Origin of the sequence: Stenotrophomonas sp. HITSZ_GD (assembly GCF_029543105.1) — a bacterium.
Classification (GTDB): domain Bacteria; phylum Pseudomonadota; class Gammaproteobacteria; order Xanthomonadales; family Xanthomonadaceae; genus Stenotrophomonas_A.
Genome location: NZ_JARQXB010000025.1, coordinates 1 through 26,422 on the forward strand (window position 1 = coordinate 1; position 26,422 = coordinate 26,422).

The 26,422-nt window shown below is 68.4% G+C and carries 16 protein-coding genes, 1 pseudogene and 1 riboswitch; of the genes and pseudogenes, 5 read left to right on the plus strand and 12 right to left on the minus strand.

Annotated features, from left to right (window positions below):
- Positions 1 to 188: 188 nt before the first annotated feature.
- From leuB to ilvC, 10 genes and pseudogenes are all read right to left on the minus strand, one after another.
- Positions 189 to 1,280 carry a 3-isopropylmalate dehydrogenase gene (gene leuB, locus P6166_RS16440; RefSeq protein ID WP_277765517.1) on the minus strand — a complete coding sequence of 364 codons (1,092 nt, stop codon included), beginning with the start codon at positions 1,278 to 1,280 and terminating at the stop codon, positions 189 to 191.
- The gene (gene leuD / locus P6166_RS16445; protein ID WP_277765518.1) at positions 1,270 to 1,848 is read right to left on the minus strand and encodes a 3-isopropylmalate dehydratase small subunit; all 579 of its coding nucleotides are present in this window, start codon (positions 1,846 to 1,848) and stop codon (positions 1,270 to 1,272) included. Before leuD ends, leuB begins: the two co-directional genes overlap by 11 nt.
- A gap of 115 nt (positions 1,849 to 1,963) precedes the next feature.
- Positions 1,964 to 3,388 (minus strand): 3-isopropylmalate dehydratase large subunit, encoded by a 1,425-nt coding sequence (gene leuC, locus P6166_RS16450; protein WP_277765519.1) that lies wholly within the window; start codon positions 3,386 to 3,388, stop codon positions 1,964 to 1,966.
- Positions 3,389 to 3,431: 43 nt separating this feature from the next.
- Positions 3,432 to 3,779: a hypothetical protein gene (locus P6166_RS16455; protein ID WP_277765520.1), complete on the minus strand. Its 348-nt coding sequence runs from the start codon at positions 3,777 to 3,779 to the stop codon at positions 3,432 to 3,434.
- Between the two features lie 74 nt (positions 3,780 to 3,853).
- Positions 3,854 to 4,204, minus strand: a pseudogene (locus P6166_RS16460) (class I SAM-dependent methyltransferase); the annotation flags it as partial.
- The gene (locus tag P6166_RS16465) at positions 4,201 to 5,787 is read right to left on the minus strand and encodes a 2-isopropylmalate synthase (protein ID WP_277765521.1); all 1,587 of its coding nucleotides are present in this window, start codon (positions 5,785 to 5,787) and stop codon (positions 4,201 to 4,203) included. The gene P6166_RS16465 and the pseudogene P6166_RS16460, both read right to left, overlap by 4 nt.
- Positions 5,784 to 6,893, minus strand: a complete 1,110-nt coding sequence (locus P6166_RS16470) for a threonine dehydratase (RefSeq protein ID WP_277765522.1) — start codon at positions 6,891 to 6,893, stop codon at positions 5,784 to 5,786. Before P6166_RS16470 ends, P6166_RS16465 begins: the two co-directional genes overlap by 4 nt.
- A 72-nt stretch (positions 6,894 to 6,965) precedes the next feature.
- On the minus strand, positions 6,966 to 7,220 hold the full coding sequence (locus tag P6166_RS16475) for an ACT domain-containing protein (protein WP_277765523.1): 255 nt from the start codon (positions 7,218 to 7,220) through the stop codon (positions 6,966 to 6,968).
- Positions 7,204 to 8,925 (minus strand): acetolactate synthase 2 catalytic subunit, encoded by a 1,722-nt coding sequence (gene ilvG / locus P6166_RS16480; protein WP_277765524.1) that lies wholly within the window; start codon positions 8,923 to 8,925, stop codon positions 7,204 to 7,206. Before ilvG ends, P6166_RS16475 begins: the two co-directional genes overlap by 17 nt.
- Before the next feature lie 42 nt (positions 8,926 to 8,967).
- Complete coding sequence (ilvC, locus tag P6166_RS16485) at positions 8,968 to 9,975, minus strand: ketol-acid reductoisomerase (RefSeq protein WP_277765525.1); 1,008 nt, start codon at positions 9,973 to 9,975, stop codon at positions 8,968 to 8,970.
- 823 nt (positions 9,976 to 10,798) lie between these two features.
- Here ilvC and ggt point away from each other — a divergent pair.
- Complete coding sequence (ggt, locus tag P6166_RS16490) at positions 10,799 to 12,535, plus strand: gamma-glutamyltransferase (protein ID WP_277765526.1); 1,737 nt, start codon at positions 10,799 to 10,801, stop codon at positions 12,533 to 12,535.
- A 731-nt stretch (positions 12,536 to 13,266) separates the two neighbouring features.
- Here the strand turns inward: ggt and P6166_RS16495 are convergent.
- Positions 13,267 to 16,035: a TonB-dependent receptor gene (locus P6166_RS16495; protein ID WP_277765541.1), complete on the minus strand. Its 2,769-nt coding sequence runs from the start codon at positions 16,033 to 16,035 to the stop codon at positions 13,267 to 13,269.
- Positions 16,036 to 16,346: 311 nt separating this feature from the next.
- Positions 16,347 to 16,449, plus strand: a riboswitch (TPP riboswitch).
- Between the two features lie 97 nt (positions 16,450 to 16,546).
- On the opposite strand from P6166_RS16495, the gene thiC reads away from it, so the two are divergent.
- The 4 genes from thiC (at position 16,547) to P6166_RS16515 (ending at position 25,067) form a co-directional block, all read left to right on the plus strand.
- Positions 16,547 to 18,424: a phosphomethylpyrimidine synthase ThiC gene (gene thiC / locus P6166_RS16500; RefSeq protein WP_277765527.1), complete on the plus strand. Its 1,878-nt coding sequence runs from the start codon at positions 16,547 to 16,549 to the stop codon at positions 18,422 to 18,424.
- A gap of 402 nt (positions 18,425 to 18,826) precedes the next feature.
- A complete protein-coding gene (locus P6166_RS16505; protein ID WP_277765528.1) occupies positions 18,827 to 21,169 on the plus strand; it encodes a winged helix-turn-helix domain-containing protein in 2,343 nt (780 codons plus the stop codon).
- Between the two features lie 110 nt (positions 21,170 to 21,279).
- A complete protein-coding gene (locus P6166_RS16510; RefSeq protein WP_277765529.1) occupies positions 21,280 to 22,173 on the plus strand; it encodes a helix-turn-helix transcriptional regulator in 894 nt (297 codons plus the stop codon).
- A 47-nt stretch (positions 22,174 to 22,220) separates the two neighbouring features.
- Positions 22,221 to 25,067 (plus strand): TonB-dependent receptor, encoded by a 2,847-nt coding sequence (locus tag P6166_RS16515; RefSeq protein ID WP_277765530.1) that lies wholly within the window; start codon positions 22,221 to 22,223, stop codon positions 25,065 to 25,067.
- Between the two features lie 137 nt (positions 25,068 to 25,204).
- On the opposite strand, the gene P6166_RS16520 is transcribed toward P6166_RS16515, so the two are convergent.
- Entirely contained in the window at positions 25,205 to 26,320 is a 1,116-nt protein-coding gene (locus P6166_RS16520; RefSeq protein ID WP_277765531.1) for an HDOD domain-containing protein, read from the minus strand.
- Between the last annotated feature and the right edge of the window lie 102 nt (positions 26,321 to 26,422).

Consider the following 26,422-nt stretch of genomic DNA (forward strand, 5'->3'; position numbering starts at 1 on the left):
GTAGGCGACATGGATGTCGCCTACGAGCCCCCATGGATGGGTTCACGGCGTGTCCCGAAAGGGCCCCGCCCCCGCAGGCCGTGCACGATCACAGAACAGCCGATCAACATCGAAGGCCGGCCCCCCCCCAGAAAAAACCAACAGACCAGAAAAAGGGCGGCCATCGGCCGCCCCACAGAAAAACCCCTTCAATCCCTCAACTCACTCACCGCACTACGTTCCCGTATCCGCTGCACAATCCCCACAGAAGCCTGCTGCGTGCTCAAAGGCGCCACGCCGTGCGCCACCAGGTCCGCGGTAAAGGCCCTCGCATCGAGCGCATCGCTGACGCTTTGCTCCACGCACTGCGCCTCCTGCTCCAACCCCAGCGAATGGCGCAGCAGCAGCGCCGTGCTCAGGATCGTCGCGTAGGGATTGGCAATGCCCTTGTCGGCGATGTCCGGCGCCGAGCCATGGATCGGCTCGTACAGCCCCACCTTGCCCTCGCCCAGCGAAGCCGACGGCAGCAGCCCGAGCGAACCGGCCAGCATCGAGGCCTCGTCGGTGAGGATGTCGCCGAACATGTTCTCGGTCACCACCACGTCGTAGTCGCGCGGGCGCGAAAGCAGGTGCATCGCCATCGAATCGACCAACTGGTGCTCCAGTCGCACGTCCGGGAACTCCTCGCGGCCGATCCGCGCCGCCACGTCGCGCCACAGCCGCGAGGTCTCCAGCACGTTCGCCTTGTCCACGGAGGTGACATGGCCGCGGCGACGCTGCGCCAGGCGGAACGCCGTGCGCATCACCCGCTCGATCTCCACCACGCTGTAACGGCACAGGTCGCTCGCATCGGCGGCCGTGCGCGTCTTGTCGCCGAAGTAGATGCCGCCGGTCAGCTCGCGTACCACGATCATGTCCACGCCCGTCAGCAGGTGCGGCTTGATCGGCGCGGCGTCCAGGGCCGCCGCATGCGGCTTCACCGGGCGCAGGTTCGCGTACAGGCCCAGCGCCTTGCGGATCGCGAGCAGGCCTTGCTCGGGGCGCACCTTCGCGTTCGGGTCGGACCACTTCGGCCCGCCCACCGCGCCCAGCAGCACCGCGTCGGCCTGGCGGCAGGCCGCCAGCGTGGCCGCCGGCAGTGGCTCGCCATGTCGGTCGATGGCGATGCCGCCGATGTCGTGCTCGTGGAAGGTGAACTGGTGGCCGTGGCGTTCGGCGACCGCCTGGAGAACGGCCACCGCGCCGGCCACTACTTCCGGGCCGATGCCGTCGCCGGGCAGCAGGACGATGTCAGCGTGCATGGGTTACCTCGTACTGGGAAATTTCGGTGCCGCGGGCCAGCAGGTAGCCCATCTCGTCCACGCCCTCGATCAGGCAGGTCTGCGCGAACGCATCCAGCGGGAACGCATAGATGCGGCCATCGGGCGTGCGCAGCTCGCGCGCGGCCACATCGACGGTGAGTTCGTCGTCGGGCCGCGCCATGAGCGCCTGCACGTCCTCTTCGGCCAACACGATCGGCACCAAGCCGTTCTTGAGCGAGTTGTTGCGGAAGATGTCGGCGATCTCGCTGGAGACGATCGCGCGCAGGCCCAGGTCCGTCAGCGCCCACGGCGCGTGCTCGCGCGAGGAGCCGCAGCCGAAGTTGCGCCCGGCCAGCAGGATGCCGCGGCCCTGGTTCACCGGCTGGTTGAAGGGGAAATCCGGGTTGGCGCTGCCATCGGCGCGCCAGCGCCAGTCGTTGAACGCGTGCTTGCCCAGCCCGACGCGCTCGGTGGTGGAGAGAAACCGCGCCGGGATGATCTGGTCGGTGTCGATGTTCGTCTGGCGCAGCACGACGCTGCGCGAGCTCAGGGTGGTGAAGCCCGCCATCAGCGGTTCTCCTGGCGATGGGAGGAAGAGGCACGGCGAGCTGCGGCGCGACGACGCGGCAAGGCCATGACGACGACGGCCGACACGACCAGCGCGGCAAGGAATTGCGCGGCCATCACGCCACCTCCCGCGTGTCGGCATACAGCTCGCGCGGATCGGCCACGCGGCCGTTCACCGCCGCCCACGCGGCGCTGGCCGGCGAGGCCAGCAGCGTGCGCGCGCCCGGGCCCTGGCGGCCTTCGAAATTGCGGTTGCTGGTGCTCACGGCCAACTGGCCCGGCGCCACCAGGTCGCCGTTCATCGCGATGCACATCGAGCAGCCCGGCTCGCGCCACTCCGCGCCCGCCTGCCGCACGATGGCGTCGATCCCCTCGGCCTCGGCCTGGCGCTTGACGATCTCCGAGCCCGGCACCACCAGCATGCGCACGCCGCCGGCTACCTGCCGGCCGCGCAGCACCTCGGCCACCTGGCGCATGTCGCTCAGCCGCCCGTTGGTGCACGAGCCGACGAAGACCACGTCCACCGGCGTGCCGGCCAGCGCGTGGCCCGGCTGGAAATGCATGTAGTCCAGGCCCTTCTGCGCGGCCGCGTCGGCCGCGGCCGGGATCGGCGCGTCCACGGCGATGGCCGTGCCCGGATGCGTGCCCCAGGTCAGGGTGGGGCGGATGTCGGCGGCGTCGATGTGCACTTCGACATCGAAGCGCGCGCCGTCGTCGCTGCGCAACGTCTGCCAATAAGCGACCGCCTGCTCGAAATCGGCGCCCTTCGGCCCGCGCGGCGTGGCCGCGACCCAGTCGAACGTGGTCTGGTCCGGCGCGACCAGCCCGGCGCGCGCGCCCGCCTCGATGGACATGTTGCACAGGGTCATGCGCTGTTCCATGTCCATCGCGCGGATGGTGGAGCCGCGGTATTCCAGCACGTGGCCGGTGCCGCCGTTGACGCCGATCACGCCGATGATGTGCAGGATCACGTCCTTCGCGCCCACGCCCGGCGCCAGCGCTCCTTCCACGGTGATGGACATCGTCCTGGCCTTGCGCTGCAGCAGGCACTGCGTGGCCAGCACGTGGCCCACCTCGCTGGTGCCGATGCCGAACGCCAGCGACCCGAACGCGCCATGCGTGGAGGTGTGGCTATCGCCGCAGACGATCGTCATGCCCGGCTGGGTGAAGCCTTGCTCGGGTGCGATGACGTGCACGATGCCGCGGTTGGCCGAAGCCATGTCGAACAGTTCGATGCCGAACTCGGCGCAGTTGCGCGCCAGCGTCTCCACCTGGGTGCGCGCGGCGGCATTGGCGTAGGGCAGCTCGCCGTCCGGGCCGGGCGGCAGGGTCGGCGTGGAGTGGTCCATCGTGGCCTTGGTGCGGTCCGGCCGGCGCGGCGCGATGCCGCGCGCGCGCAGCTCGGCAAAGGCCTGCGGCGAGGTGACCTCGTGGATCAGGTGCAGGTCGATGTAGAGCACGGCCGGCGCGGTCTCGCTCTCGGGGACGACGACGTGCGCGTCCCACAGTTTGTCGTACAGGGTGCGTGGCGCTGGGGTCATGGGAATGGAATGCCTTGCGGAAGGAGATGCGGGAGAAGTCGGGTCAGATCGCGGTGGCGTGGAAGCGGAGCCGGACATAGTCGCCGGTCCATGCGCCGTTTTCATCGGCCAGCGCGGGGGCCATCAGCGCGATGGCGGTGTCGAGGATCGCCGCGTGGCGCTCGGCCGCGATGCCGGCCAGCCACGGATCGGCGAAGGTGCGCAGCCAGCCGGCCATGCCGGTAGGCAGTGGCGTGGGCCGCGGCACCAGGGCGATCGAGTCCACGCGGAAGCCGTGGCGCCGCAGCAGCGTCGCGTAGGCCTCGGCGGTGGGGAAATACCAGGAGAAAGCAGGAGCGTCCTCGCCGTGCAGATGGATTGCCGCGCGCAGCGCCGTGGTGATGGTGGCCACGTTGCCGTGCCGCCCATCTCGGCGACGAAGCGGCCACCGGGGCGCAAGGCCCGGCGCACGCCGCGCAGCACGTCTTCGGGCCGGCGCATCCAGTGCAGTGCCGCGTTGCTGAAGACCGCGTCGAAGGCGTTGTCGTAGGCCAGCGCGTGGCCATCCATCACTTCGGCCTCGACACCGCGCGCCCGCGCGGCCGCCACCAGCTCCGGCGATGCATCCGCGCCGGTGACCCGCGCGCCGCTTTCGGCCAGCCGCGCGGTCAAGGCGCCATCGCCACAGCCCAGGTCCAGGATGCGCTCACCCGCCCGCGCGTCCAGCAGCGCGGCCACGTGCTCGCCCAACAGCGGCACGAAGCCGGCGTTGGCGGCGTAGCGCGCGGCATCCCAGTGCTGGCTGGCAGCGGGCAGGGGACGGGCCGCGGCGTTCATCGCAGGGCAGGCTCGGCCGCGTGGCTGGCGTTCGACGATGCCGGCGCATCGGCCCCGGCCGCGCGCTGCCGCAGCAGGCGGTTGGCCACATCCAGCCAGGCCAGCGCGCTGGCCTCGATGATGTCCTTGCTGGTACCGCTACCTTCGTATTCGACCCCTTCGTGGCGCACGCTCAAGCTGGCCTCGCCGCGCGCGTCCGCGCCGATGCCAACGCTGTGGACCTGGTAACTGTCCAGTTGCAGGCGCACGCCGGTGGCCGCGGACAGCGCGCCAAACAGCGCATCGACCGGCCCGTTGCCCTGCGCGGTTTCGGCCACGCGCTTGCCGTCCGGATCGGACAGCTCGACCAACGCATTGGCCCGGCTGCCGACATCGCTGATGGTCATCGAGGCCAGGCGGTAGCCATCGCTATTGGGGGCGTCCTGCATCAACGCGCGCAGGTCCGCATCGTTGACCACGCGCTGCTGCTCGCACAGTGCCTTGAACTGCTCGAACACCAGCTTCAGCTGCTCTTCTTCCAGCCAATAGCCCAATGCCCGCAGGCGCTGCTCGACGGCGGCGCGGCCGCTGTGGCGGCCCAGCACCATCTGCGAGGACGGCCAGCCCACGTCTTCCGGGCGCATGATTTCGTAGGTGCCGCGGTGGCGCAGCATGCCGTGCTGGTGGATGCCCGACTCGTGCGCGAACGCATTGGTGCCCACCACCGCCTTGTTGCGCTGGACCGGCATGCCGACCAGCCGCTGCAGCAGCTGCGAGGTCGGCACGATGCGCGGGGTGTGGATGGCGCTGTCGATCTCGTAGAACGCGTTGCGCACCTTCAGCGTCATCGCGATTTCTTCCAGCGCGCAGTTGCCCGCGCGCTCGCCGATGCCGTTGATGGTGCACTCCACCTGGCGCGCGCCGCCTTCCACCGCCGCCAGCGAGTTGGCCACCGCCAGGCCCAGGTCGTTGTGGCAGTGCGCGCTGAAGATCACCCCGGCCGGATGGCCCGCCCCGGCGATCACCCGCGAGAACATGCCGCGGATTTCCTCCGGCGTGGTGAAGCCCACCGTGTCGGGCAGGTTGATGGTGGTGGCGCCGGCGGCGATGGCCTCGCGCACGACTTCGATCAGGAAATCCTCTTCGGTGCGCGTGGCGTCCTCGGCGGAAAATTCCACGTCGTCGATATAGCTGCGCGCCAGCGAGACGTGCTTGCGCACCGACTCCAGCACCTGCTCGCGGCTCATGCGCAGCTTGTGCTCGCGATGCAGCGGGCTGGTGGACAGGAACACGTGCAGGCGCGGCTTGGCCGCCGCCTCCAGCGCCTTGGCCGAGGTCTCGATGTCGGCCGGCAGGCAGCGCGAAAGCACGGCCAGGGTGGGCGTGCGGACCTCGCGGCCGATCAGCGCCATCGCCTCGCGGTCGGATTGCGAGCTGGCCGGAAAGCCGGTCTCGATGATGTCCACGCCCAGCTCGGCCAGGGCGCGTGCCATCACCAGCTTCTGCGGCGGGGTCATGCTGCAGCCGGGGGATTGCTCGCCATCGCGCAGGGTGGTGTCGAAAATTCGGATTCGGGGCGGGGCTACGGCGGATTCGGTGTTCACCAGGGGGACTCCTCTGCGGCGATGGCGTGGGCGATGGCGGGTTTGCGGGCGGTGGCGGGCGCGGGTGCGACATCCGGGGTCGCGCGCGCCTGCCTAAGTCGCTCGCTGTTGCGCCGCCGCGGCTTGCGCGGCGGCCGCGGCCGCACTTCTGACAATAGGGTGGACAACACACCGGCGTCGATATTGCCGCCGGACACGACCGCGCACTTGCGCTTGCCGGCCACGCGGCGGCCGGCGGCCAGGGCCAGGGCGCCGGCGCCCTCGGCGATGATGTGTTCTTCCAGCGCCAGGCGGACCAGCGTCTCGCGCAGTTCGGCCTCGCGCACGGTGACGATGTCGTCCAGCAGGCTGGCGCACAGCCGGCGGGTGATGAAGCCGGGAATCTTGACCTTCACGCCGTCGGCCAGCGTGGGCACGGGGTCGATCTCGCGCGCGTCGCCGCGCACGGCGCGCAGCATCGAATCCACGCCTTCGACCTGCGCGCCGACCACGCGCACGCCCTGCGACTTGAGCGCCAGCGCCACGCCGGAAGCCAGGCCGCCGCCGCCGATCGGCACGATGACCACGTCCGGCGCGCTTTCGGCGATCTCGATGCCCACCGTGCCCTGGCCGGCGATCACATCAGGATCGTCGAAGGCGGACAGGAACCGGTAGCCGTTCTGCGCGGCCAGCTCGCGCGCGAAGCCGTAGGCCTCGTCGTAGCTGTGGCCGTGCTGGCGCACGGTGGCGCCCCAGTGGGCCACGCCGGCGATCTTGGTGGCCGGCGCGCCATGCGGCATCACGGTGATGGCTTGCAGGCCCAGCCGGTAGGCCGACCACGCCACGCCCTGGGCGTGGTTGCCGGCCGAGGCGCAGATCACCGGGCGGTCGTCGCCGCGTTCCAGGCCGGCCAGCATCGCGTTCAACGCGCCGCGCACCTTGTAGGAGCCGGTGCGCTGCAGGTTCTCCAGCTTCAACCACACGCCGAAGCGTTCTGCGTAATGCAGCGGCGTGGGGCCCAGGTAGCGGCGCAGCCGGGCCTGCGCGGCCAGGACATCGGCCACGCTGACCCGCGCCGCGGCGCCGGCTACGTCGGGTTCCACGCTGGCGCGGCCGGTATCAGGCATGGCGGCACGCGAACGGCGGGCGCGGAAGAAGACACCTCCGCACCCACTGCTCCGGAGGACGGGCCATGGCGCTCATGCCGCGGCCTCCAGCGGCAACACGGTGGCCTGCACGGATTCGCAGTCGTACACCTTCTCCAGCTGGCGGCACAGCGTCTCGGCCGGGCGGCTGCCCTCGACCTCCAGCTGCAGGTGCCAGCGGCCCTGGTCGTCGGCGTCCGGTGCGCCATGGATGGCGCACGGGCTGAAGCCGCGGCGTTCGGCCATGCCGATCACGCGCAGCAGCGCGCCTTCGGCCGGACGCAGCACCAGGTCAAGCCGGTATCGCATGGCTGGCCTCCCGTGCGGCGTGGGCGGGATTGCTTTCCAGCATCGTGCTGTTGGCAGTGTTGGGCGGCACCAGCGGCCACACGTTGGCGCGTGCGTCGATGGCCACGTGCAGCAGCGCCGGGCCGGGCTGGGCCAGCATCGCGGCCAGTGCGTCGTCCACCTGGTCGCGCGCGGTGATGCGCGTGGCCGGAATGCCGAACACCTGCGCCAGCGCGGCGAAGTCCGGGTTGTCGGACAGGTCGATCTCGCTGTAGCGCTCGGCGAAGAACAGCTCCTGCCATTGCCGCACCATGCCCAGCGAACTGTTGTCCAGCAGCACGATCTTCACCGGCAGCCGGCAGCGGGCGATGGTCGCCAGCTCCTGCACGTTCATCATGAAGCTGCCGTCGCCGGAAACCAGCACCACGGTGCGGTCCGGGCAGGCGAACTGAGCGCCCATCGCCGCCGGCAGGCCGAAGCCCATCGTGCCCAGCGCGCCGCTGGTCAGGTGGTTGCGCGGATGCTGGAAACGGCAATGCTGCGCCACCCACATCTGATGCTGGCCCACATCGCAGGCGATGATGGTGTCGGCCGGCGCGACCTCGCTCAGCCGCTTCAGCAGCGCGGGGGCGTAGATGTCGCTGCCTGGCGCGTCGTAGCGGGCGCCGAAGCGCTCGCGATGCGCGGCGCAGCGCTTGCGCCAGGCCTCGCAGGTCGAGCGGGCCGCGGCCAGTGCCTTCAGGCCGGTGGCGACATCGCCGGGAATGGCGATGTCGGCGGTGCGCAGCTTGGAGATCTCGTAGGCGTCGGCGTCCAGGTGGATGACCCGGGCGAACGGCGCGAACTCGTTCAACTTGCCGGTGGCGCGGTCATCGAAACGGGCGCCGACCACCACCAGCAGGTCGCTTTCCTGCACCGCCATGTTCGCCGCGCGGGTGCCGTGCATGCCCAGCATGCCCAGGCTCTGCGGGTGATGCGGCGGCAGCGCGCCCAGGCCGCGCAGCGTCATCACGGTCGGCAGGCCGGCCGCTTCGACGAAGTGGCGGAACGCGTCCACCGCATCGGCCAGCGCGATGCCGCCGCCAGCGTAGACCACCGGGCGCTCGGCACCGGCGATCGCCGCCAGCGCCTCGGCCAGGCGCGCCTGTTCCGGTGCCGCGGGTGCGGGCACTTCGGCCGGCACATGCGCCGGCAGCGACGAGGCGTCGGCCAGCTGCACGTCTTTCGGCAGGTCGATCAGCACCGGGCCCGGACGGCCCTCGCGGGCGATGCGGAAGGCATCGCGCACGACCTGCGGCAGGTCCTCGACCCGGCGCACCAGGAAGCTGTGCTTGACGATCGGCAGGGTCAGGCCGAACACGTCCAGTTCCTGGAACGCATCGGTGCCCAGCAGCGGCGTGGCGACCTGCCCGGTCAGGCAGACCATCGGCACCGAATCGAGCATCGCATCGGCGATGCCGGTGACCAGGTTGGAGGCGCCGGGGCCGGACGTGGCCACGCACACGCCGACCCGGCCGCTGGCGCGCGCATAGCCGTTGGCGGCCAGCGCCGCGCCCTGCTCGTGCCGTACCAGGATGTGTTTGAGCGAGGAATCTACCAGGGCATCGTAGAACGGCATGATCGTGCCACCCGGATAACCGAACAGCGTATCCACGCCTTCGGCTTCCAGGGCCTGCGTCAGCCAGCGCGCGCCATTGGGCGGCGTGGCTTGTGCGGTGGTGTCCATGCAGGGGCGTCCTTTGCGGAGCGACTGGGGGAGGAGCGCGGCTTACGCCGCGCGTTGGCTGCCGGCCGGTTGCGCGGCCGCGGCCTGGCCGTTGAGCCACACCATCTTGGCGCGCAGCTGCTTGCCGACCTGCTCGATCGGGTGGTCCAGGTCGGCCTGCTTGTACTTCTTGTAGTTCGGCAGGCCCGCTTCGTACTCGGCCACCCAGTTCTTGGTGAAGGTGCCGTCCTGGATATCCTTGAGCACTTCCTTCATGCGCGCCTTGGTGCCGGCGTCGATCACGCGCGGGCCGCTGACGTAGTCGCCGTACTGCGCGGTCTCGGAGATGAACTCCAGCATGCGGGTGATGCCGCCTTCGTAGAACAGGTCCACGATCAGCTTCAGTTCGTGCAGCACTTCGTAGTAGGCGATCTCCGGCTGGTAACCGGCTTCCACCAGCGTCTCGAAGCCGGCCTGCACCAGCGCGCTGGCGCCGCCGCACAGCACGGCCTGCTCGCCGAACAGGTCGGTCTCGGTCTCTTCCTTGAAGGTGGTCTTGATCAGGTTGGCGCGCGCGCCGCCCAGGCCGCCGGCGTAGGTCAGCGCCAGTTGCTCGGCGTGGCCGCTCTTGTCCTGGTAGACCGCCCAGATGCACGGCACGCCGCGGCCGATCTCGTACTCGCGGCGCACCAGCGCGCCCGGGCCCTTCGGCGCGACCAGCACCACGTCGAGGTCTTCGCGCGGCGCAATCATGTTGAAGTGCACGTTGAGGCCGTGCGCGAACAGCAGGCACGCGCCTTTCTTCATGTTCGGGGCGAGCACTTCGTCGTAGAGCTTCTTCTGCACCATGTCCGGGGTGAGCACGGCGACCAGGTCGGCGTCACGCACCGCTTCGGCCGGCGGGCGCACCTCGAAGCCGTCGGCCTTGGCCTGGACCTCGGTCGGGCCGCCCGGGCGCAGGCCCACGGTCACGTCGAAACCGGAGTCGCGCAGGTTCATGGCATGGGCGCGGCCCTGGCTGCCGTAGCCGACGACGGTGATGCGCGGATGGGTCTGTTCGTTGCTGCTCATCGTGCGTTTTCCTCGAGGTGAAAAAAAATCAGCCGGCGCGCGCGTGGGCGGGCCGGCTGCGGGGGAGGGCGGCGGTGGCGCGCGCACAGGCACACGCGCCGGCCGGGCCGGGGCGGGTAGCGCTGCGAGGGGTGCGTGCCGGGTGGGTCATCTGCCTGCCGTATCTGCTTCTGGTTGCCTATAAAAGAAAAACCCCGCGCCGTTGCCGGTGCGGGGTTTCGTCGAATCGTGGCGTTTGTTGCTTACGCGCCGGTCCGTCCCGCACTGGTGGGCGAGGTAATAAGTACAAGGACGAGGAGCGAAGCGCCGACGCGCGCCGGCTCGGGCGCTGCGATCAGTTCTGCGTTCGCGGTGGTGTGGCGCTGCAACATGCGGTCGAGAAAAACATGCGCCCGGAGGTGTGTCAAGCGAATGGCGCGAAAAATTTAGGTCGCGCCTGCAACGGTTGCAGTGGCAACAAAAACGCCGGCATCGCGCGATGAGGTGAACCGCCATTCGGTGCTTGCCGCGGCGCGCGCACGCGATGGTGCGCAGGCTGCCGCAGCCGTTGCGGTTCAAGCGTTTCGCCCACTCGCTGCCACACCCGCGCGCGGATGGCGCACGCTGTGCGGGGCGCGGCGCCGGCAGCGCGCGATGGCCGCGCGCGCGGCAAGGATTGAACCGGGATTCCGCGTATCGACGCATCACGCGGTGTTCCGGATCGGCGCGTTTGCGCAAATCCGACGCCCATCACGCCGCCGTGCCCACAAAAGGACTTCCGGCAGGCGGAGCCGGCTGGCGCGGATGCTACGGTCGCCGCTTCACCGACAGGAGACCCCGGCCGATGCCTGCCCGCCTTGCTTCCCGCCCGCGCCGCCGCGCCCCCCGCCTGGCCGTGCTGGCCTGTTGCCTGCTGCCGCTGGCGGCCTGGGCGGGCGACCGCATCACCGGGCCGGGCTTCGCCACCCGCTCGGAGGTGATCGCCCCGCATGCCATGGCCGCCACCTCGCAGCCGCTGGCCACCCAGATCGCGCTGGACGTGATGAAGCAGGGCGGCTCGGCGATGGACGCGGCCATCGCCGCCAACGCAGCCCTGGGCCTGATGGAGCCCACCGGCAACGGCGTGGGTGGCGACCTGTTCGCCATCGTGTGGGACCCGAAGACGAAGCAGCTCTACGGCTACAACGGCTCGGGGCGCTCGCCGAAGTCGCTCACCCTGGCCGAATTCCAGCGCCGCGGGCTGAAGGACATCCCGCCCACCGGTCCCTTGCCGGTCTCCGTCCCGGGGGCGGTCGATGCCTGGTTCGCCCTGCACGAGCGCTTCGGCCGCAAGCCGATGGCCGAGAACCTGGCGCCCGCCATCCGCTACGCGCGCGAGGGCCACCCGGTGGCCGAGACCATCGCCTACTACTGGGACCGCTCGGTGCCGCGCCTGTCGCAGTACCCCGGCTTCAAGGAACAGTTCACCCTCGACGGCCACGCACCGCGCAAGGGCGAGCTGTGGAAGAACCCGAACCTGGCCAACACCCTGCAGAAGATCGCCGATGGCGGGCGCGACGCGTTCTACAAGGGCGAGATCGCCCGCACCATCGACGCATACTTCAAGGCCAACGGCGGCTTCCTGAGCTACGACGACCTGGCCAGCCACCATGGCGAATGGGTGCAGCCGGTGAGCAGCAACTATCGCGGCTATGACGTCTGGGAGCTGCCGCCCAACAGCCAGGGCATCGCCGCGCTGCAGATCCTCAACATCCTGGAAGGCTACGACTTCTCGAAGATCGCCTTCGGCTCGCCCGAGCACATCCACCTCTACGTGGAGGCGAAGAAGCTGGCCTTCGCCGACCGCGCGCGTTTCTACGCCGACCCGGCGTTCCAGAAGGCGCCGATCGACAAGCTCATCTCCAAGGAATACGCCGCCGAGCGGCGCAAGCTGATCTCGCCGGACAAGGCGCTCAAGGAAGTGCAGCCCGGTACGCCCAAGCAGCTGGAGGAGGGCGACACGATCTACATGACCGTGGCCGACGCCGACGGCATGATGGTGTCGCTCATCCAGTCCAACTACCGCGGCATGGGCAGCGGCATGGCGCCGCCGGGCCTGGGCTTCATCCTGCAGGACCGCGGCGAGATGTTCGTGTTGAAGAAGGACCATCCCAATGGCTACGCGCCGGGCAAGCGTCCGTTCCAGACGATCATCCCGGGCTTCGTCACCAAGGACGGCAAGCCGTACATGAGCTTTGGCGTGATGGGCGGCGCAATGCAGCCGCAGGGCCATGCGCAGATCGTGATGAACCTGGTCGACTTCCACATGAACCTGCAGGAAGCCGGCGACGCGCCGCGCATCCAGCACGAAGGCTCGACCGAACCGACCGGCCAGGCCACCGCGATGACCGATGGCGGCGAGGTCAACCTGGAGAGCGGCTTCGCCTACGAGACGATTCGCGAGCTGATGCGCAAGGGGCACCGCATCGTCTTCGCCGACGGCCCGTACGGCGGCTACCAGGCGATCCTGCGCGATCCGGATACCGGCGTGTACTACGGCGCTTCGGAAAGCCGCAAGGACGGGCAGGCGGCGGGGTACTGAGGCCAGTCAGGCTCTCGAGCTGGAGAAGCCTGCACCAGGCGATGGCGGATGTCGCCTCACGGTGCGGGCCCCGACCCCGCGGGGGTAAGCGCGTCGCTTTCGGCGTACGTCCTTTACTCAATCAGCGAACGCAGCCCATCCATGGCCTGCTCGCGCCGACCCCGGCGGGGACGGCGCAAAGCGCATCTTTCGTCCAACTTCGATCAAGCCGCGCGTTGCACGCTGGGCGTGTGCTTTGGATCTTCGATCCGTGGTCATTGATCTATCGGGTGGCCGGGGGCGGCGCCGGGGCGGGGGCGTGTGGCGACAGGATGTCGCCTCACGAGCCCGAGGCCATGGATGGACGTTTTCGGCGTCCCCCGCCCCGGCGCCGCCCCCGGCCGCCGCGCGACCAACCCCACCGCCCAAGCACGCGACAACCAAAAAAAACGAGCAAGCAAAAAAATGCCGCCGGGAGTACCGGCGGCCATGGAGAGAGAGATGGATTCTTGTAGTGCGTCCAGCATGCACGGCATGCGTGGCGCGGCGATGTCTGCGGTTTGACCATCCAGCCACCGTCAGCCGTCACTTTGTCATTGCGGCAATGAAGCGGATGCATACAAAACCGTAAAGAATTCGTTTGTCGTCAGGTCTCGTTTTGGTTTCGTCGGTGACTAATGCCGCCGCGCCCACCGCACAGCGGCCCCGATCACCGGGGCCGCTGCGTTGCATGCACTTGGAACCTTCGCCGATCAGAAGCGCTGCGTGTACTGCATGTACGTGTAGCGGCCCGGGATCGAGTAAGCCGGATCGAACGAATTGGCGAACGCGCCCATCACCACCGGCGGGTCCTTGTCGAACAGGTTGCTCGCACCCAGGCGCACCGTCGCATTCCACGGCAACTGGTAAGCCAGCTGCAGGTCGTGGAAGGCCGTGGCGGCGATGTGGTTGTAGCTCCCGTCGTCGTTCTGGCCCCACTCGTAGTCCTGCATGCCCGAGTAGTAACGCAGGCTCCAGTTCGCGCTGAAGTTGCCGTAGCTCCAGTCCAGGCCGAGCGTGCCGCGCAGACGCCAGTTCGGATCGGTCTGCCAGTAGATGCCGTTGGTCGACTCCCAATCCGAATCGTCGTCCACCTTGCTCTCGTTGCGGCTCACGTAGGTCGAATCGAGCGTGACGGTGAACTGGCCATAGGCCGTCTCCGGCAGGCGGTAGTGCGCGCTGAAGTCGTAGCCCTCCATGTGGCGCTGGCCCACGTTGAGCGGCTTGATCACCAGGTTGGTGATCGTGCCCTCGGCGTCGCGAGTGACCAGGTCGCAATACGCACTGACGCCCTTGTCATAGCATTGGTCGAGGATGTAGGTCGCACTGAATTCGGAAATCGCGTCCTCGATCCTGATCTTCCACCAGTCCAGCGACACATCCAGCCCCGGCGCCCACGACGGGCTGTAGACAAAGCCGAAGGTCGTGTTCTTCGAGGTTTCCGGCTTCAGGTCCGGATTGCTGGTGTAGGTGAACGGATAGATGGTCTGGCCGGAGTTGGAGCCCGTGCTGCTGTTGTACTCGGCCACGTAGCCGTCCGGCACGCCGGCCGCCGCGCACGCCGCCGCCACCGCGCTGGTGTAGGTGCTGCTGTTGGTCGAGCACGGATCGGAGTACGAGTCGTAGCTGTCGGAGGCGCCCAGGTACAGGTCCTCGATCGACGGCGCGCGGAAGCCCGTGGCGTAGTTGCCGCGCACCAGCAGGTCATCGAACGGACGCCAGGTCAGGCCGATCTTGTAGTTCGTCGTGCTGCCGAAGGTGTTGTAGTCCGAATAGCGGCCGGCCAGGCTCAGGTCGAGCGCCTTGGCACCCGGCAGGTCTTTCAGCAGCGGGATCGCCAACTCGGCGTAGTAGTCGTTGAGGGTGTAACCGCCCGAGGTGGGCGTGAACGAATTGCCCGATGTGTAGCCGCTGGCAATCAGCGCGTCCGGCGAGGAGTAGCCGCTTTCCTCGCGGTGCTCGAAGCCCGCCGCCACGCTCATCCAGCCAGCCGGCAACTCCAGCAGTTCGCCGCTCAGGTTGCCGGTGATGCTGTTGTTCTTGTACTGGTAGGTGTTGTGGGCGGTGAACAGGATGTAGTCCAGCTGCTCCTGCGTCACTGCGCCGGCGGGCGACAGCGGGTTGAACGGCACGCAGCCGGTGATCACCGCGCCGCCGCTGTCCAGGCACGACAGCACGCCATCCACGATGGCCGACGCACCCAGTGCGTTCTGCAGGTTCAGCAGGTTGACGTCGCCGTACTGGGTCTCGGTCTGGTCGGTCTTGTTGGTGGAGAAGCCCGCATCCCAGTTGAACTGCCGCCCGGCGAATTCGAAGTCGCCCTCCAGGCCGCCATAGAAGTGCGAGGTCTTGACGTCCTGCTTGTACAGGCGCGGGTACTCGGTGAGGCGGTGCGACCACTGCGCGTCGCTGCCGTCGCCGCCGTAGGCGGTGTTGAACGGGTTGTAGTAGCTCTCCCCGCTCATCAGGATGCCCGTGCCCGCCGAAGACAGCGGGTAGCCGGCCAGGCGCTGCGAGGACTGGCGCTGGTTGTACAGCGCGTCCATCTTGAAGCGCACGCTGTCGGTGAGGTCGTAGCTGCCCTGCACGTAGAGCGAGTCGCGCTTCTGCGGGGTGACCAGGTAGTTGTCCTTGGCGTAGTTGTAGCCGTATTCGCTGGTGGTGTACGGCACGTACTGGTCCAACGCGTAGTACGGGTTGCTCGCGCTGCCGCTGCCGGTGGCGCCGTCGGGCAGCACCATCCAGCTGCCGTTGACGCGCAGCTTGCCGCTGGCCGAATAGCTGCTGTAGGCGGAGGAGCCGTAGCCGTAGTAAGGCTCGGCCGAGAGCGTGCGGTCCCCGGCCATCACGGCGTCTTCCGTCACGCTGGACAGGCCGATCACCAGGTTGCCGCGCTCGCCGTTCAAGCCGAGCGTGGCGTCGAACGAGGTGCGCTGGCCATCGCCCTGGCCGTATTGGCCGACGTAGGCATTGACCTCGGCGCCGTCGAAGTTGCTGCGGGTGATGATGTTGACCACGCCGGCGATGGCGTCGGAACCGTAGATCGACGAGGCGCCGTCCTTCAGGATCTCGATGCGTTCGATCACCGCGGTGGGGATGGTGTTGAGGTCCACCGAGCCGGTGAGGCCGGAGACCCAGCGGCGGCCGTTGACCAGCACGAGGGTGCGGTCCGAGCCGAGGTTGCGCAGGTTGACCGTGGCCGAGCCGTCACCGCCGTTGTTGATGGTGGTGTTCATCGTGGCGCCGTTGACCGAGATGCGCTTGAGCACGTCGGCCACCGAGGTCAGTCCCTGCTTCTCGATGTCCTGGCGGGTAATCACCATGACCGGCTGCGAGGTCTCGACATCGACCGAGCGGATGCGCGAGCCGGTGACTTCGACGCGGTCCAGGCTCGTGGGGGCTTCGGCGGTGTCCTTGTCCTGGGCGAAGGCCGGCGTGGCCAGGCTCAGCGTGACGGCGGCGGCGAGGGGAATCCGGCGCAGCGCAGGGTGGAGCGGATGCGTGTTCATGGGATGGGACGATTCCTGTAGGGCGGGAGGCGGGGCGAACCCCGGCATGCGGTGTGGGCCGCCGTTCGTGTAACGAAACCGAAACGAAGGCTTGGCGCGAATCTAACGAGCGGTTTTCGCGCGGATTTCTCCTCACTTGGCATGCTTTTCCGCATCGGACTTCGCCTTCGCCCGGTAGGCACGCGAGGTCGCCGGATGGCGCGCGGTGACACGCCCAGGCCGCGCGTGGCATCGCCGGCCTTGCCGTGGCGCCTGCCGGCACCGGCGTCGATGTGGTTCAATACGCCCTGAAGCGGGGGTACCCATGCCGAGAGGCACGCGGTTGAGACACACCCTTCGAACCTGATCCGGTTGATACCGGCGTAGGGAAGCTTCGCAAGATGCGATGGGAGAGGGCGCGCGACATTCGCGCCGGGGCACGCTTCCGTGCCACCACCGCATCGAGCGCCGCCGCTTCGTCCCGCCCATTGCCAGGACGAACGTCATGAATGCCCAACCGCAATCGCTGCTGCAGCAGACCGAGCAGCTTTCCGAATCCGTGACCCGGCCGATCCCCGGCTCGCGCAAGATCCATGTCGAGGGATCGCGCGCCGACATCCGGGTGCCGATGCGCGAGATTTGCCTGACCCGCACGCCCACGTTGTTTGGCGGCGAGGAGAACCCGCCGGTCACGGTCTACGACACCTCCGGTCCCTACACCGACCCGGACGCCCGCATCGACCTGTCCACCGGCCTGCCGGCGCTGCGCGCAGGCTGGATCGCCGAGCGCGGCGACACCGAGCAGCTCTCCGCGCTGAGTTCGGAATTCGGCCGCGGGCGCGAGACCAATGCGCGCCTTGATGCGGTGCGCTTCCCGGGCCGCGCATTGCCGCGCCGCGCCATCGCCGGCGCCAACGTCACCCAGATGCATTACGCGCGCCGCGGCATCGTCACCCCGGAGATGGAATACGTCGCCATCCGCGAGAACCAGCGGCTGGAGGCAGTGCGCGAGGCGCTGCTGTTGGCCCAGCACCCGGGCGAGAGCTTCGGGGCGAACATACAGAAGGTGATCACCCCCGAGTTCGTGCGCGAGGAAATCGCCCGCGGGCGCGCGATCCTGCCCAACAACATCAACCACCCGGAAAGCGAGCCGATGATCATCGGCCGCAACTTCCTCACCAAGATCAACGCCAACATTGGCAACAGCGCCGTCTCTTCGGGCATCGCGGAGGAGGTGGAGAAGCTGGTGTGGTCGATCCGCTGGGGCGGCGATACCGTGATGGACCTGTCCACCGGCAAGCACATCCACGAGACGCGCGAGTGGATCATCCGCAACTCGCCGGTGCCGATCGGCACGGTGCCGATCTACCAGGCCCTGGAAAAGGTGGATGGGCGCGCGGAGGAACTCACCTGGGAAATCTTCCGCGACACGCTGATCGAGCAAGCCGAGCAGGGCGTGGATTACTTCACCATCCACGCCGGCGTGCTGCTGCGCTACGTGCCGCTGACCGCCAAGCGGGTGACCGGCATCGTCTCGCGCGGTGGCTCGATCCTGGCCAAGTGGTGCCTGGCGCACCACAAGGAGAATTTCCTCTACACCCATTTCGAGGACATCTGCGAAATCATGAAGGCCTACGACGTGGCCTTCTCGCTGGGCGACGGGCTGCGCCCGGGCTGCATCGCCGACGCCAACGACGCGGCGCAGTTCGGCGAACTGGAGACGCTGGGCGAGCTGACCAAGATCGCCTGGAAGCACGACGTGCAGACCATGATCGAAGGCCCCGGCCACGTGCCGATGCAGCTGATCAAGGAGAACATGGACAAGCAGCTGCGCGAGTGCGGCGAGGCGCCGTTCTATACCCTGGGCCCGCTGACCACGGACATCGCGCCGGGCTACGACCACATCACCAGCGCGATCGGCGCAGCGATGATCGGCTGGTACGGCACGGCGATGCTCTGCTACGTGACGCCGAAGGAACACCTCGGCCTGCCGAACCGGCAGGATGTGCGCGACGGCATCATGGCCTACAAGATCGCCGCCCACGCCGCCGACCTCGCCAAGGGCCACCCGGGTGCGCAGGTACGTGACAACGCGCTGAGCAAGGCGCGCTTCGAGTTCCGCTGGGAGGACCAGTTCCACCTGGGCCTGGACCCGGAGAAGGCCAAGGAATTCCACGACGAGACGCTGCCCAAGGACGCGCACAAGCTCGCGCATTTCTGCTCGATGTGCGGCCCGCATTTCTGTTCGATGAAGATCACCCAGGACGTGCGCGACTACGCGGCAGAGCACGGCGTGGATGAAACGCAGGCGCTGCAGGAAGGCATGGCGGAGAAGTCGGCGCAGTTCCTCGCGCAGGGCGCACAGGTCTATCGGCAGTCCTGACGGGCGGCACGGCGCGCCACGTCGGTGGCGCGCCGCTTAGACGCGATTCACTTTCGAACAGCCAGATCGAAGCGTGGCAGTCAACGCAGGATCAACAGCGCCGCGCATGGCGTCGCGTGACCAGATTCGGCAAAGCCTGACGCGACAGCGTTGCACGTCGTCACGTTAATGAACCGCAGATAAAAAAATCGCGCCAGAGGCGCGAGTGTTGAAACAGTTATGTGGATTCGTCGGCGAGAGAGAGAGCCTGATGCGTGACTTTCCGCCTGGGCGGTAAGTTGCAGGGGCTAGGTTAGAATCCTTGGACTGCCGTCGCCTGACTGATTTGGCTGCTCCGCTTTGCGGAATGTGGCGAAACCTGCGGGCGTCCGATCTCGTTCGAGAAACTGCCCGCCTCCACGCATGCCTCCTTCCACGTCCAAATCGGCGCCGCCGGACAGGTTGCGGGTAGGCGAGTGCGTCGTCGATATCGCGTCGCGCGAGGTCATGGCGCCGGGCGCGCGGCGCCCTTCGCGGCTGACGCCCAAGGCCATCGCCGTGTTGCGCGTGCTGGCCGAACAACCCGGGCAGGTCGTATCGCGCGAACAACTGCTGGCCGAAGTGTGGCCCGACACGTTGCCCACCAACGATGTGGTGACGCAGGCGATCACCCAGTTGCGCAAGGCGCTGCAGTACGCGGGCGACGAAGCGGGGCGCGCCGGCGGCATCGAAACCATCGCCAAGACCGGTTACCGGCTGCTCGCGCCGGTGCAGTGGGAGCACGCCGCACCGGCCGTGGTGCCGGTGGCACCTGTCGCGGTGCCGCTCGCGCCGGAGGCCCGCGTCGCCCCCGCGGTGGAGGCGGCGCCCGCGCCGGTCCTGGCGGCATTGCCCGCGCCGTCGCGGCCGCGCCGGCCGTGGCGCGCGTTGAGCATCCTCGTATTCGCCGTGCTGGTCGCGGTGTTGCTGGCCTTCTGGTGGCGCCAGCACCGCGCCGCGCCGGGCGCGCTCGCAGAAGAGGGCGGCGACGAACGGGTGGTGGGCATGCCGCGCCTGCCGTATCGCCTGATCACCTCCGGCGGTGGCTTCGATCTCACGCCCACCTTGTCTCCCGATGGGTCGATGGTCGCGTACGCCTCCATTTCCGAAAGCCGCCCGGGAACCTCCATCCGCATCCAGACCACGAGCAACTCGCCGTCGCGCGAGCTGGTCGCGCCGGGCGCCGGCGAATCGGATCGCCTGCCCGCGTGGTCGCTGGATGGGCGCCAGCTCGCCTTCGCCCGACAAGGCGAGGACGGCAGCTGCCGGGTGATGGTGGCTGCCGCGAACGGCGCGGCGAGCGAACGCGAGGTCGCGCGCTGCGACCACACCGAATTGCTGAGTTTCAGCTGGGTCCCGGGGCGCAACGCGTTGATGTTCGGCTCGATGACCGGCGGCAATGCCAGTGGCGGCATCCGCGAACTCGACCTGGAGACGGGCGCCTGGCGCGACCTGCGCTATGGCAGCCGCGCGCGCGACTTCGACTACGCGCCCAAGTATTCGCCTGACGGCCGCTGGATCGCCTTCGTTCGCAATCCGCAACTCGGCGGCGTGTGGGTGATGCCGGCGCAGGGCGGCGAAGCCCGCCGCCTGACGCGCGAACGCGCGGAGATCCGCGGTTTCGATTGGCTGCCCGACAGCAGCGGCATCGTGTTCGGGCGACGCGTGGACAGCCAGTCGCGCTTGTATCGACTGGACCTGGAAACCCGGCGCCTGCGCGACCTCGGCTTGAACGACGCCGAGTCGCCTTCCATCTCGCCGGACAACGGGCAGCTGGCCTTCGTGCAGCGGCGGCCCCAGTTCGCGCTGTTCCGCCTGCAGCGCAGCAATGCGCATGGCGGCTACGAGCGCGAACACCTGTTCGCCTCCAATGGGCGCGATGCGCAGCCGATGATCTCGCCGGACGGGCGCCACCTGGCTTTCACCTCCGACAGGTCCGGCGAATACGCGCTGTGGTGGGCGGACCTGGCCCGGCCGGATTCGCTGCATCCCATCCCGGGCCTGCTGCCCGAAACGCGCCAGCCGGTGGATTGGTCGGCCGATTCGCGCACGCTGCTGGCGATCGGCCGGGATGCGGAGGGGCGGGCGCAGTTGTACGAAGTCACGCCGGCGGAAAGCCGCGTCAACCAGTTGCCGGTGCCCGCGCCGCGGCCGCTGCAGGGGCTGCATGTCGGCCCGGGCACGCGCCTGATGGTGTTGTCGGCCGAGCCGGGGGGCGATGCGACGCTGATCCTCTACGATCGCTCGCGCAAGCCCTGGCAGGAGCTCGCGCGGCTGGAGGATGTCTCGCAGGCGCGGTACGACAGCAGCACCGGCCAGGTGTTCTTCACGCGTTTCTCCAGCAGCGGCCTATGGCGTATCGGCGCCGATCTGGCGCCCAACGGCCTGGCCTTGGTCGATGCGGACGCGCCGGCGCGCTGGCGCTACCGCAGCTGGGCACTGGCCGGCAACGGCCGCGCTTACTATTTGTCCTCCACAGCCGAATGCTCGGCGACCGGTAGCTGGCTCGGCGCCGCATCGGCGTCGGCGGGCGATACCTGCCTGGCGGCCAACGAGTTCAGCACCATCAACGGCTTCAGCATCGATCAGCAGGATGGCGCGCTCTACATGGCCATCGCCGAGACCGATGGCGCCGGAATCGGCTTCATGACGCTTCCGAAGCAGGAGGCACCGGCTTTCGGCGTGGTGTCCAAGTTGTTGTCAGACTTGGGAAAACCCCCTTCGTAATTTCTTCGGTGCCGGGTTCGTGGCGATTTCGCCACGAATTCGCCGAAATGTCCTGATTGCCGCCTCATTCGGCAAAACAATCCTCACCCTTTGGCAAACAGGGGTGTGCGATGAACCCGATGATCACGGCCGACCGCGGCCTGTCGCTGGCACTGGAAGCGGACGCGCAAGCCGGCGCGCCGATATGTTCGGCCGTGGCCCGCCTGGGGAGCGTGCGTGCCGCCGCCGGCATGTTCACCTTGTGGGTGCAGCTGCGCGGCCGTTCCTGGATCGAATCCAAGGAAGGCAAGTTCCGCCTGCGCGCGGGCGACTGGATCGCCTTCGACCGCGACTCGCGGCCCACCGTGCAGGCCGATCGCAACGGCCTGTGCATCGGCGTCGGACTGGATGGGGCCGGCCTGCAGGCCCTGGCCGAGCTGACCGACAGCGTGCTGTATCCGGGCCGCAGCCAGCTCGGCCACGCCGATCTGCTGATCGCCCTGCGCCTGTGGCGCAATGCCGCCCGCGCTGGCGATGCCGCCGGCGCCCGCCCGATGCTGCTGCACCTGGCCGCGATGCAGCGCGAGTTCGCCCAGCAGGAACAGCGCTGCCCGGGCCGCTCGCGTAGCCGCCGGCGCCAGGTGTTCGGGCGCATGCAGCGCGCGCGCCTGTATCTGGAAGGCAACAGCGACCGCGTGGTGCGCGTGGCCGAGCTTGCGCAGCTGACCAACTTCTCCAGCTGGTATGTCTCCAAGACCTTCCAGAGCCTGTACGAGGAAAGCCCGCAGGCGCTGTCGGCGCGGCTGCGCCTGGAGCGCGCGGCCGATCTGCTGCGCGACACCTCGATGATGATCGGCGAGGTGGCGGCGGCCAGCGGTTTCGACAATTGCTGCAGCTTTGCACGCGCGTTCCGCTCGCGATTCGGCGTGTCCGCATCCCACTATCGCGAGCAGGCGGCCCTGTCGCCAGATTCGGCAAAGTCAGGCGGCATGCCGCGCAAAGCGGTTGCCTTCACGCGGTCGTAATTTGCAGGGGGCGCTTAACGCGCCACTAACGACCTTTGGAGAGATTGATGAACCTTCGCACTCCCGCCCTGCGGGTGGGCCTGCTGCCCGCCGGCATCGCGATCGCCCTGACGCCGGCTTTCGCCAGCGCTCAAGAGCAGTCGGCCGACCAGAACACCACCACCCTCGACCGCATCGAGATCACCGGTTCGCGCATCCGCGGCGCTGACGTCGAAACCCAGCAGCCGATCATCACCCTGGATCGCCAGGCGCTGGAGAAGCAGGGCTACACCTCGGTGGCCGACGTCCTGCAGAACCTGACCTCGGCCGGTTCGCCGGCGATCTCGCGCGCCGACGCCCTGGCCTCGGGCGAGGACGTGGGTGGCTACTACATCGATATCCGCAACCTGGGCGCGCAGCGCACCCTGGTGCTGATGAACGGCAAGCGCCTGGGCGCGAGCACCTCGGGCCTGCAGGACCTGAGCCAGATCCCGTTCTCGGCGATCGAGCGCATCGAGATCCTGAAGGACGGCGCTTCGTCCATCTACGGTTCGGACGCCATCGCCGGCGTCGTCAACATCATCACCCGCAAGCGTTTCGACGGTGCCGAAGCCAGCGTCGAGTACGGCCAGTTCAGCAACGGCGACGGTGACACCAACCAGTACTCGCTGACCATCGGCTCGCAGGGCGAGCGTGGCGGCGTCACGCTGTCGGCCGAATACAACAAGCAGGACCCGGTCTTCGCGAAGGATCGTTGGTTCAGCAAGGGCGGCTCGCTGGGTCCGAACACGACCCCGTCGAGCTGGAGCCCGGTCAGCCAGAACGGCTCGTGGTTCGGCCCGTGCGGCGCCGGTGGCGCGGACGCGTGGTGCACCCTGAACCAGGGCGGCAACCCGAACAACGTCGGCGATTACCACGCCATCACCCCGTCCGAGTACGCGAACTCGAACCAGCAGATGATGCTGCAGACCGGCATCGAGCGTAAGTCGGTCTATGTCAACGCGAACTACGACCTGACCGACGCGATCACCTTCAACGCGGACGTGCTCTACAACGAGCGCAGCACCGACCAGCAGATCGCCGGCTACCCGTACCAGTCCGCAGCGTTCGACACCCCGCTGTCGGCCGACTCGGCGTTCAACCCGACCGGCGAAGATGTCGATTTCCGTCGCCGCCTGTGGGAAGTGCCGCGCACCACCGAGAGCCAGCTGAAGACCCTGCGCTTTGCGCCGACCGTCAGCGGCTTCTTCCAGGTGGGCGACCACACCTGGGATTGGGACGTGGGCGCGCTGTGGAACCGCAATGACGTGACCAAGACCGGCCATGGCGACATGAGCCTGATCGCCGCGCGCCAGGCGCTGGGTGCTTCGTTCATCAACGCCGATGGCGTGGCCCAGTGCGGCACCGCGGCCAACCCGGTCGGCCTGGACGCTTGCCGTCCGTGGAACCCGCTCCTGCCGTACGGCGTGGCTGGCGCCGGCTCGCTGGCTGATCCGGCGACCCAGACCTACCTGTTCCCGTACTACACCGATACCGGCCGTACCAAGACCACCAGCTACACCGCCAACCTGTCGGGCACCATCGCGACCCTGCCGGCCGGCGACCTGGGCGTGGCCGTGGGCTACGAGCACCGTGAGGAGCAGGGCCGCTTCGTGCCGGACGCGTTCGCGCAGTCGGGCGAGAGCACCGGCCTGGCCGCGACCACGACCGAAGGCAAGTACGAGCTGGACGAGTTCTACATCGAGCTGAACGTGCCGCTGCTGTCGGACCTGCCGTTCGCCAAGGAACTGACCCTGAATGTCGCGACCCGTTACTCGGATTACGACAACTTCGGTGACACCACCAACTCGAAGTTCGGCTTCACCTGGCGTCCGATCGACGAACTGCTGGTCCGCGGCACCTACGCCGAGGGCTTCCGCGCGCCGTCGATCAACGACCTGTACGGCGGCATCGGTTCCTCGTTCGAGTCGTACATCGACCCGTGCGGCGTGAACGCCCCGGGCAGCGTGAACGGCAATGCCGCCTGTAACGCCGCCGGCGTGCCGGCTGGCTACGTGCAGCTCGGCCAGGGCCTGGTGCCTTGCTCGGCCTACCCGTGCCAGACCCCGGACCAGTTCATCAGCGGCTCGAACCCGAACCTGCTGCCGGAAACCTCCAAGAGCAAGACCGCCGGTATCGTGTGGAGCCCGCGTTGGGTCGAGGGCCTGGACATCTCGCTCGACTGGTACAACTACAAGATCGAGAACATGATCATCGCCGACAGCGTTGATCGCATCCTGCGTGATTGCTACGTGCTGGGCGACGCCACCCGCTGCGACGGCATCACCCGCGCCGCCGATGGCCACATCAGCTCGATGTTCTACGGCCTGGCCAACCTCGGCCAGATGGAGACCGAAGGCTACGACCTGGGCATCAAGTACCGCCTGCCGGAACTGGGCATCGGTCAGTTCGCCATCGACTGGCAGACCAGCTACGTCAGCAAGTACGACGAAGCAGGCCAGAACTCGGCGGGTGAGAACATCACCATCGGCCGCGTGGGCGAGCCGGGCATCTTCCGCGTGCGTTCGAACCTGGGCGTGAACTGGGAGTACGGCGACTTCGCCGCGGCGTACAACCTGCGCTACTACTCGGGCATGAAGGAAAGCTGCATCACCCTGGCCGACGGCTGGTGCGATGCGCCGGACCACATCGCCAACGGTGAGTCCGATCCGCTGCGCCACACCGGCTCGAACACCTTCCACGACCTGCAGGTCAGCTGGAAGGCGCCGTGGAACGCGACGATCGCGCTGGGCGCGAACAACGTGTTCGACCACCGCGGCCCGCTGATGTACTCGGCTCCGAACAGCGACTTCGCCTACTACGGCGGTTTCGACATCGGCCGCTTCATCTACGCCAAGTACACCCAGCGCTTCTGATCCATCGAAGCAAGGGTTGCAACAGGGAGGCGGGCCGCAAGGCCCGCCTCTTTTTTTGGGGGCGCCGCCCGGTGCGGCGGCAGGCAATAAAAAAGCCCGCGTTCGCGGGCCTCTCTTTCGGTGCGGTGGCCGAAGCCTCAGGCCTCGGCCACCTGCCCGGTCAGCGTCTCGGCCTGTTCGCGCCACGTCGGCAGGCGCGACAACACCCCCACCTTCTGCAGATACGCCTCGTCGATCGACGCGCCCGCGGCCAGCGCCGTAGCCACGTGCACCGCGCCGGTCACCCAGAAGCTGCGCGTGCTCGAACGCTGCGGCTGGCGCTGGAACGCGACCGCCTCGATGATCGGCATCGGCAGGCCCCACAGGCCCAGCAGGTAGGCGCCGGCCTCGGTGTGGCCCGGACGCTCGTCCACCACGCTGTCCGGATCGTATTCGTTGCGCACGCCCGGCAGCAGTAGGCCGATATCCGACAGCAGGGCGGCAGTGGCGCCCAGTTCGGCGCTGGCATGCGGCAGGAACTTGGCCGCCAGCCGCGAGGACAGCAGCGCCCGGCGCTGCATGGCGTTGCGTTCGGCCACCGACAGGCTGGGGATGGAGAACACCTCGCTGGCCAGCACCAGGTCGCGCAAGGTGGATACGCCCAGGCGGGTCACCGCCGCGCGCAGGTCCGTGATGGTGCGCCCGCCGGAAAAGAACGCCGAGTTGCACAGCTGCAGCACCTTGGCGGCGATGGCCGGGTCGGCGGCCACGAGCTTGGCGATGTCCGCCGCGTCGGTGTCCTCGTCCTCCTCCAGCGCGTGCATCAGGCTCAGGTACAGGTGCGGCGGCGAGGGCAGCTTCTCGATGCGGCCAATCGCCGAACGCAGGCGCGGGTTATCCAGCAGCTCGCGCAGTTCTTCCAGGCTGGTGATGGCTTCCAGCAGCACTTCCGGCTGCAGCGGCAGCGGCAGGAAGCGGTGCGCCACGCCGATGATGCGCGTGGGCGGCGTGCGCTGGCTGTCGTCGGCCGCCAGCAGGGCGATACGGATGGTTTCCGGGCGCAGGGTGCGGATCTGGCCGAGCAGGGTGGCCGCGGTGAGGTCCGGCAGCACGGGGGCCACGATCACCACGTCGATGGGGTATTGCGCCGCGCTGGCAATGGCCGAGTTACCGTCATGCACCTGCTGGACGTGGAATTCGTCCCCCAGGTCGCTGAGGTAATCGACCAGCTCCGGCGGCAGGCTGGCTTCGTCGCCGACAAACAGAATACGCAAGGCACTTCCCCAAAGACGGGGGCCGCGAATCGCGCGACCCCAGAGCTTGCAATGTACTGCAACCGCCTGTCCGGGTCATCGGGATCACCCCTGAAGCGTGAT

What these genes read in the sequence shown, in the direction of transcription:
- ilvG (WP_277765524.1), bottom strand. Translation starts at nt 8,925, where the DNA reads ATGGACACCACCGCACAAGCCACGCCGCCCAATGGCGCGCGCTGGCTG.
- thiC (WP_277765527.1), top strand. Translation starts at nt 16,547, where the DNA reads ATGAATGCCCAACCGCAATCGCTGCTGCAGCAGACCGAGCAGCTTTCC.
- P6166_RS16515 (WP_277765530.1), top strand. Translation starts at nt 22,221, where the DNA reads ATGAACCTTCGCACTCCCGCCCTGCGGGTGGGCCTGCTGCCCGCCGGC.
- leuB (WP_277765517.1), bottom strand. Translation starts at nt 1,280, where the DNA reads ATGCACGCTGACATCGTCCTGCTGCCCGGCGACGGCATCGGCCCGGAA.
- P6166_RS16505 (WP_277765528.1), top strand. Translation starts at nt 18,827, where the DNA reads ATGCCTCCTTCCACGTCCAAATCGGCGCCGCCGGACAGGTTGCGGGTA.
- leuD (WP_277765518.1), bottom strand. Translation starts at nt 1,848, where the DNA reads ATGGCGGGCTTCACCACCCTGAGCTCGCGCAGCGTCGTGCTGCGCCAG.
- P6166_RS16510 (WP_277765529.1), top strand. Translation starts at nt 21,280, where the DNA reads ATGAACCCGATGATCACGGCCGACCGCGGCCTGTCGCTGGCACTGGAA.
- ilvC (WP_277765525.1), bottom strand. Translation starts at nt 9,975, where the DNA reads ATGAGCAGCAACGAACAGACCCATCCGCGCATCACCGTCGTCGGCTAC.
- ggt (WP_277765526.1), top strand. Translation starts at nt 10,799, where the DNA reads ATGCCTGCCCGCCTTGCTTCCCGCCCGCGCCGCCGCGCCCCCCGCCTG.
- leuC (WP_277765519.1), bottom strand. Translation starts at nt 3,388, where the DNA reads ATGACCCCAGCGCCACGCACCCTGTACGACAAACTGTGGGACGCGCAC.
- P6166_RS16475 (WP_277765523.1), bottom strand. Translation starts at nt 7,220, where the DNA reads ATGCGATACCGGCTTGACCTGGTGCTGCGTCCGGCCGAAGGCGCGCTG.
- P6166_RS16470 (WP_277765522.1), bottom strand. Translation starts at nt 6,893, where the DNA reads ATGCCTGATACCGGCCGCGCCAGCGTGGAACCCGACGTAGCCGGCGCC.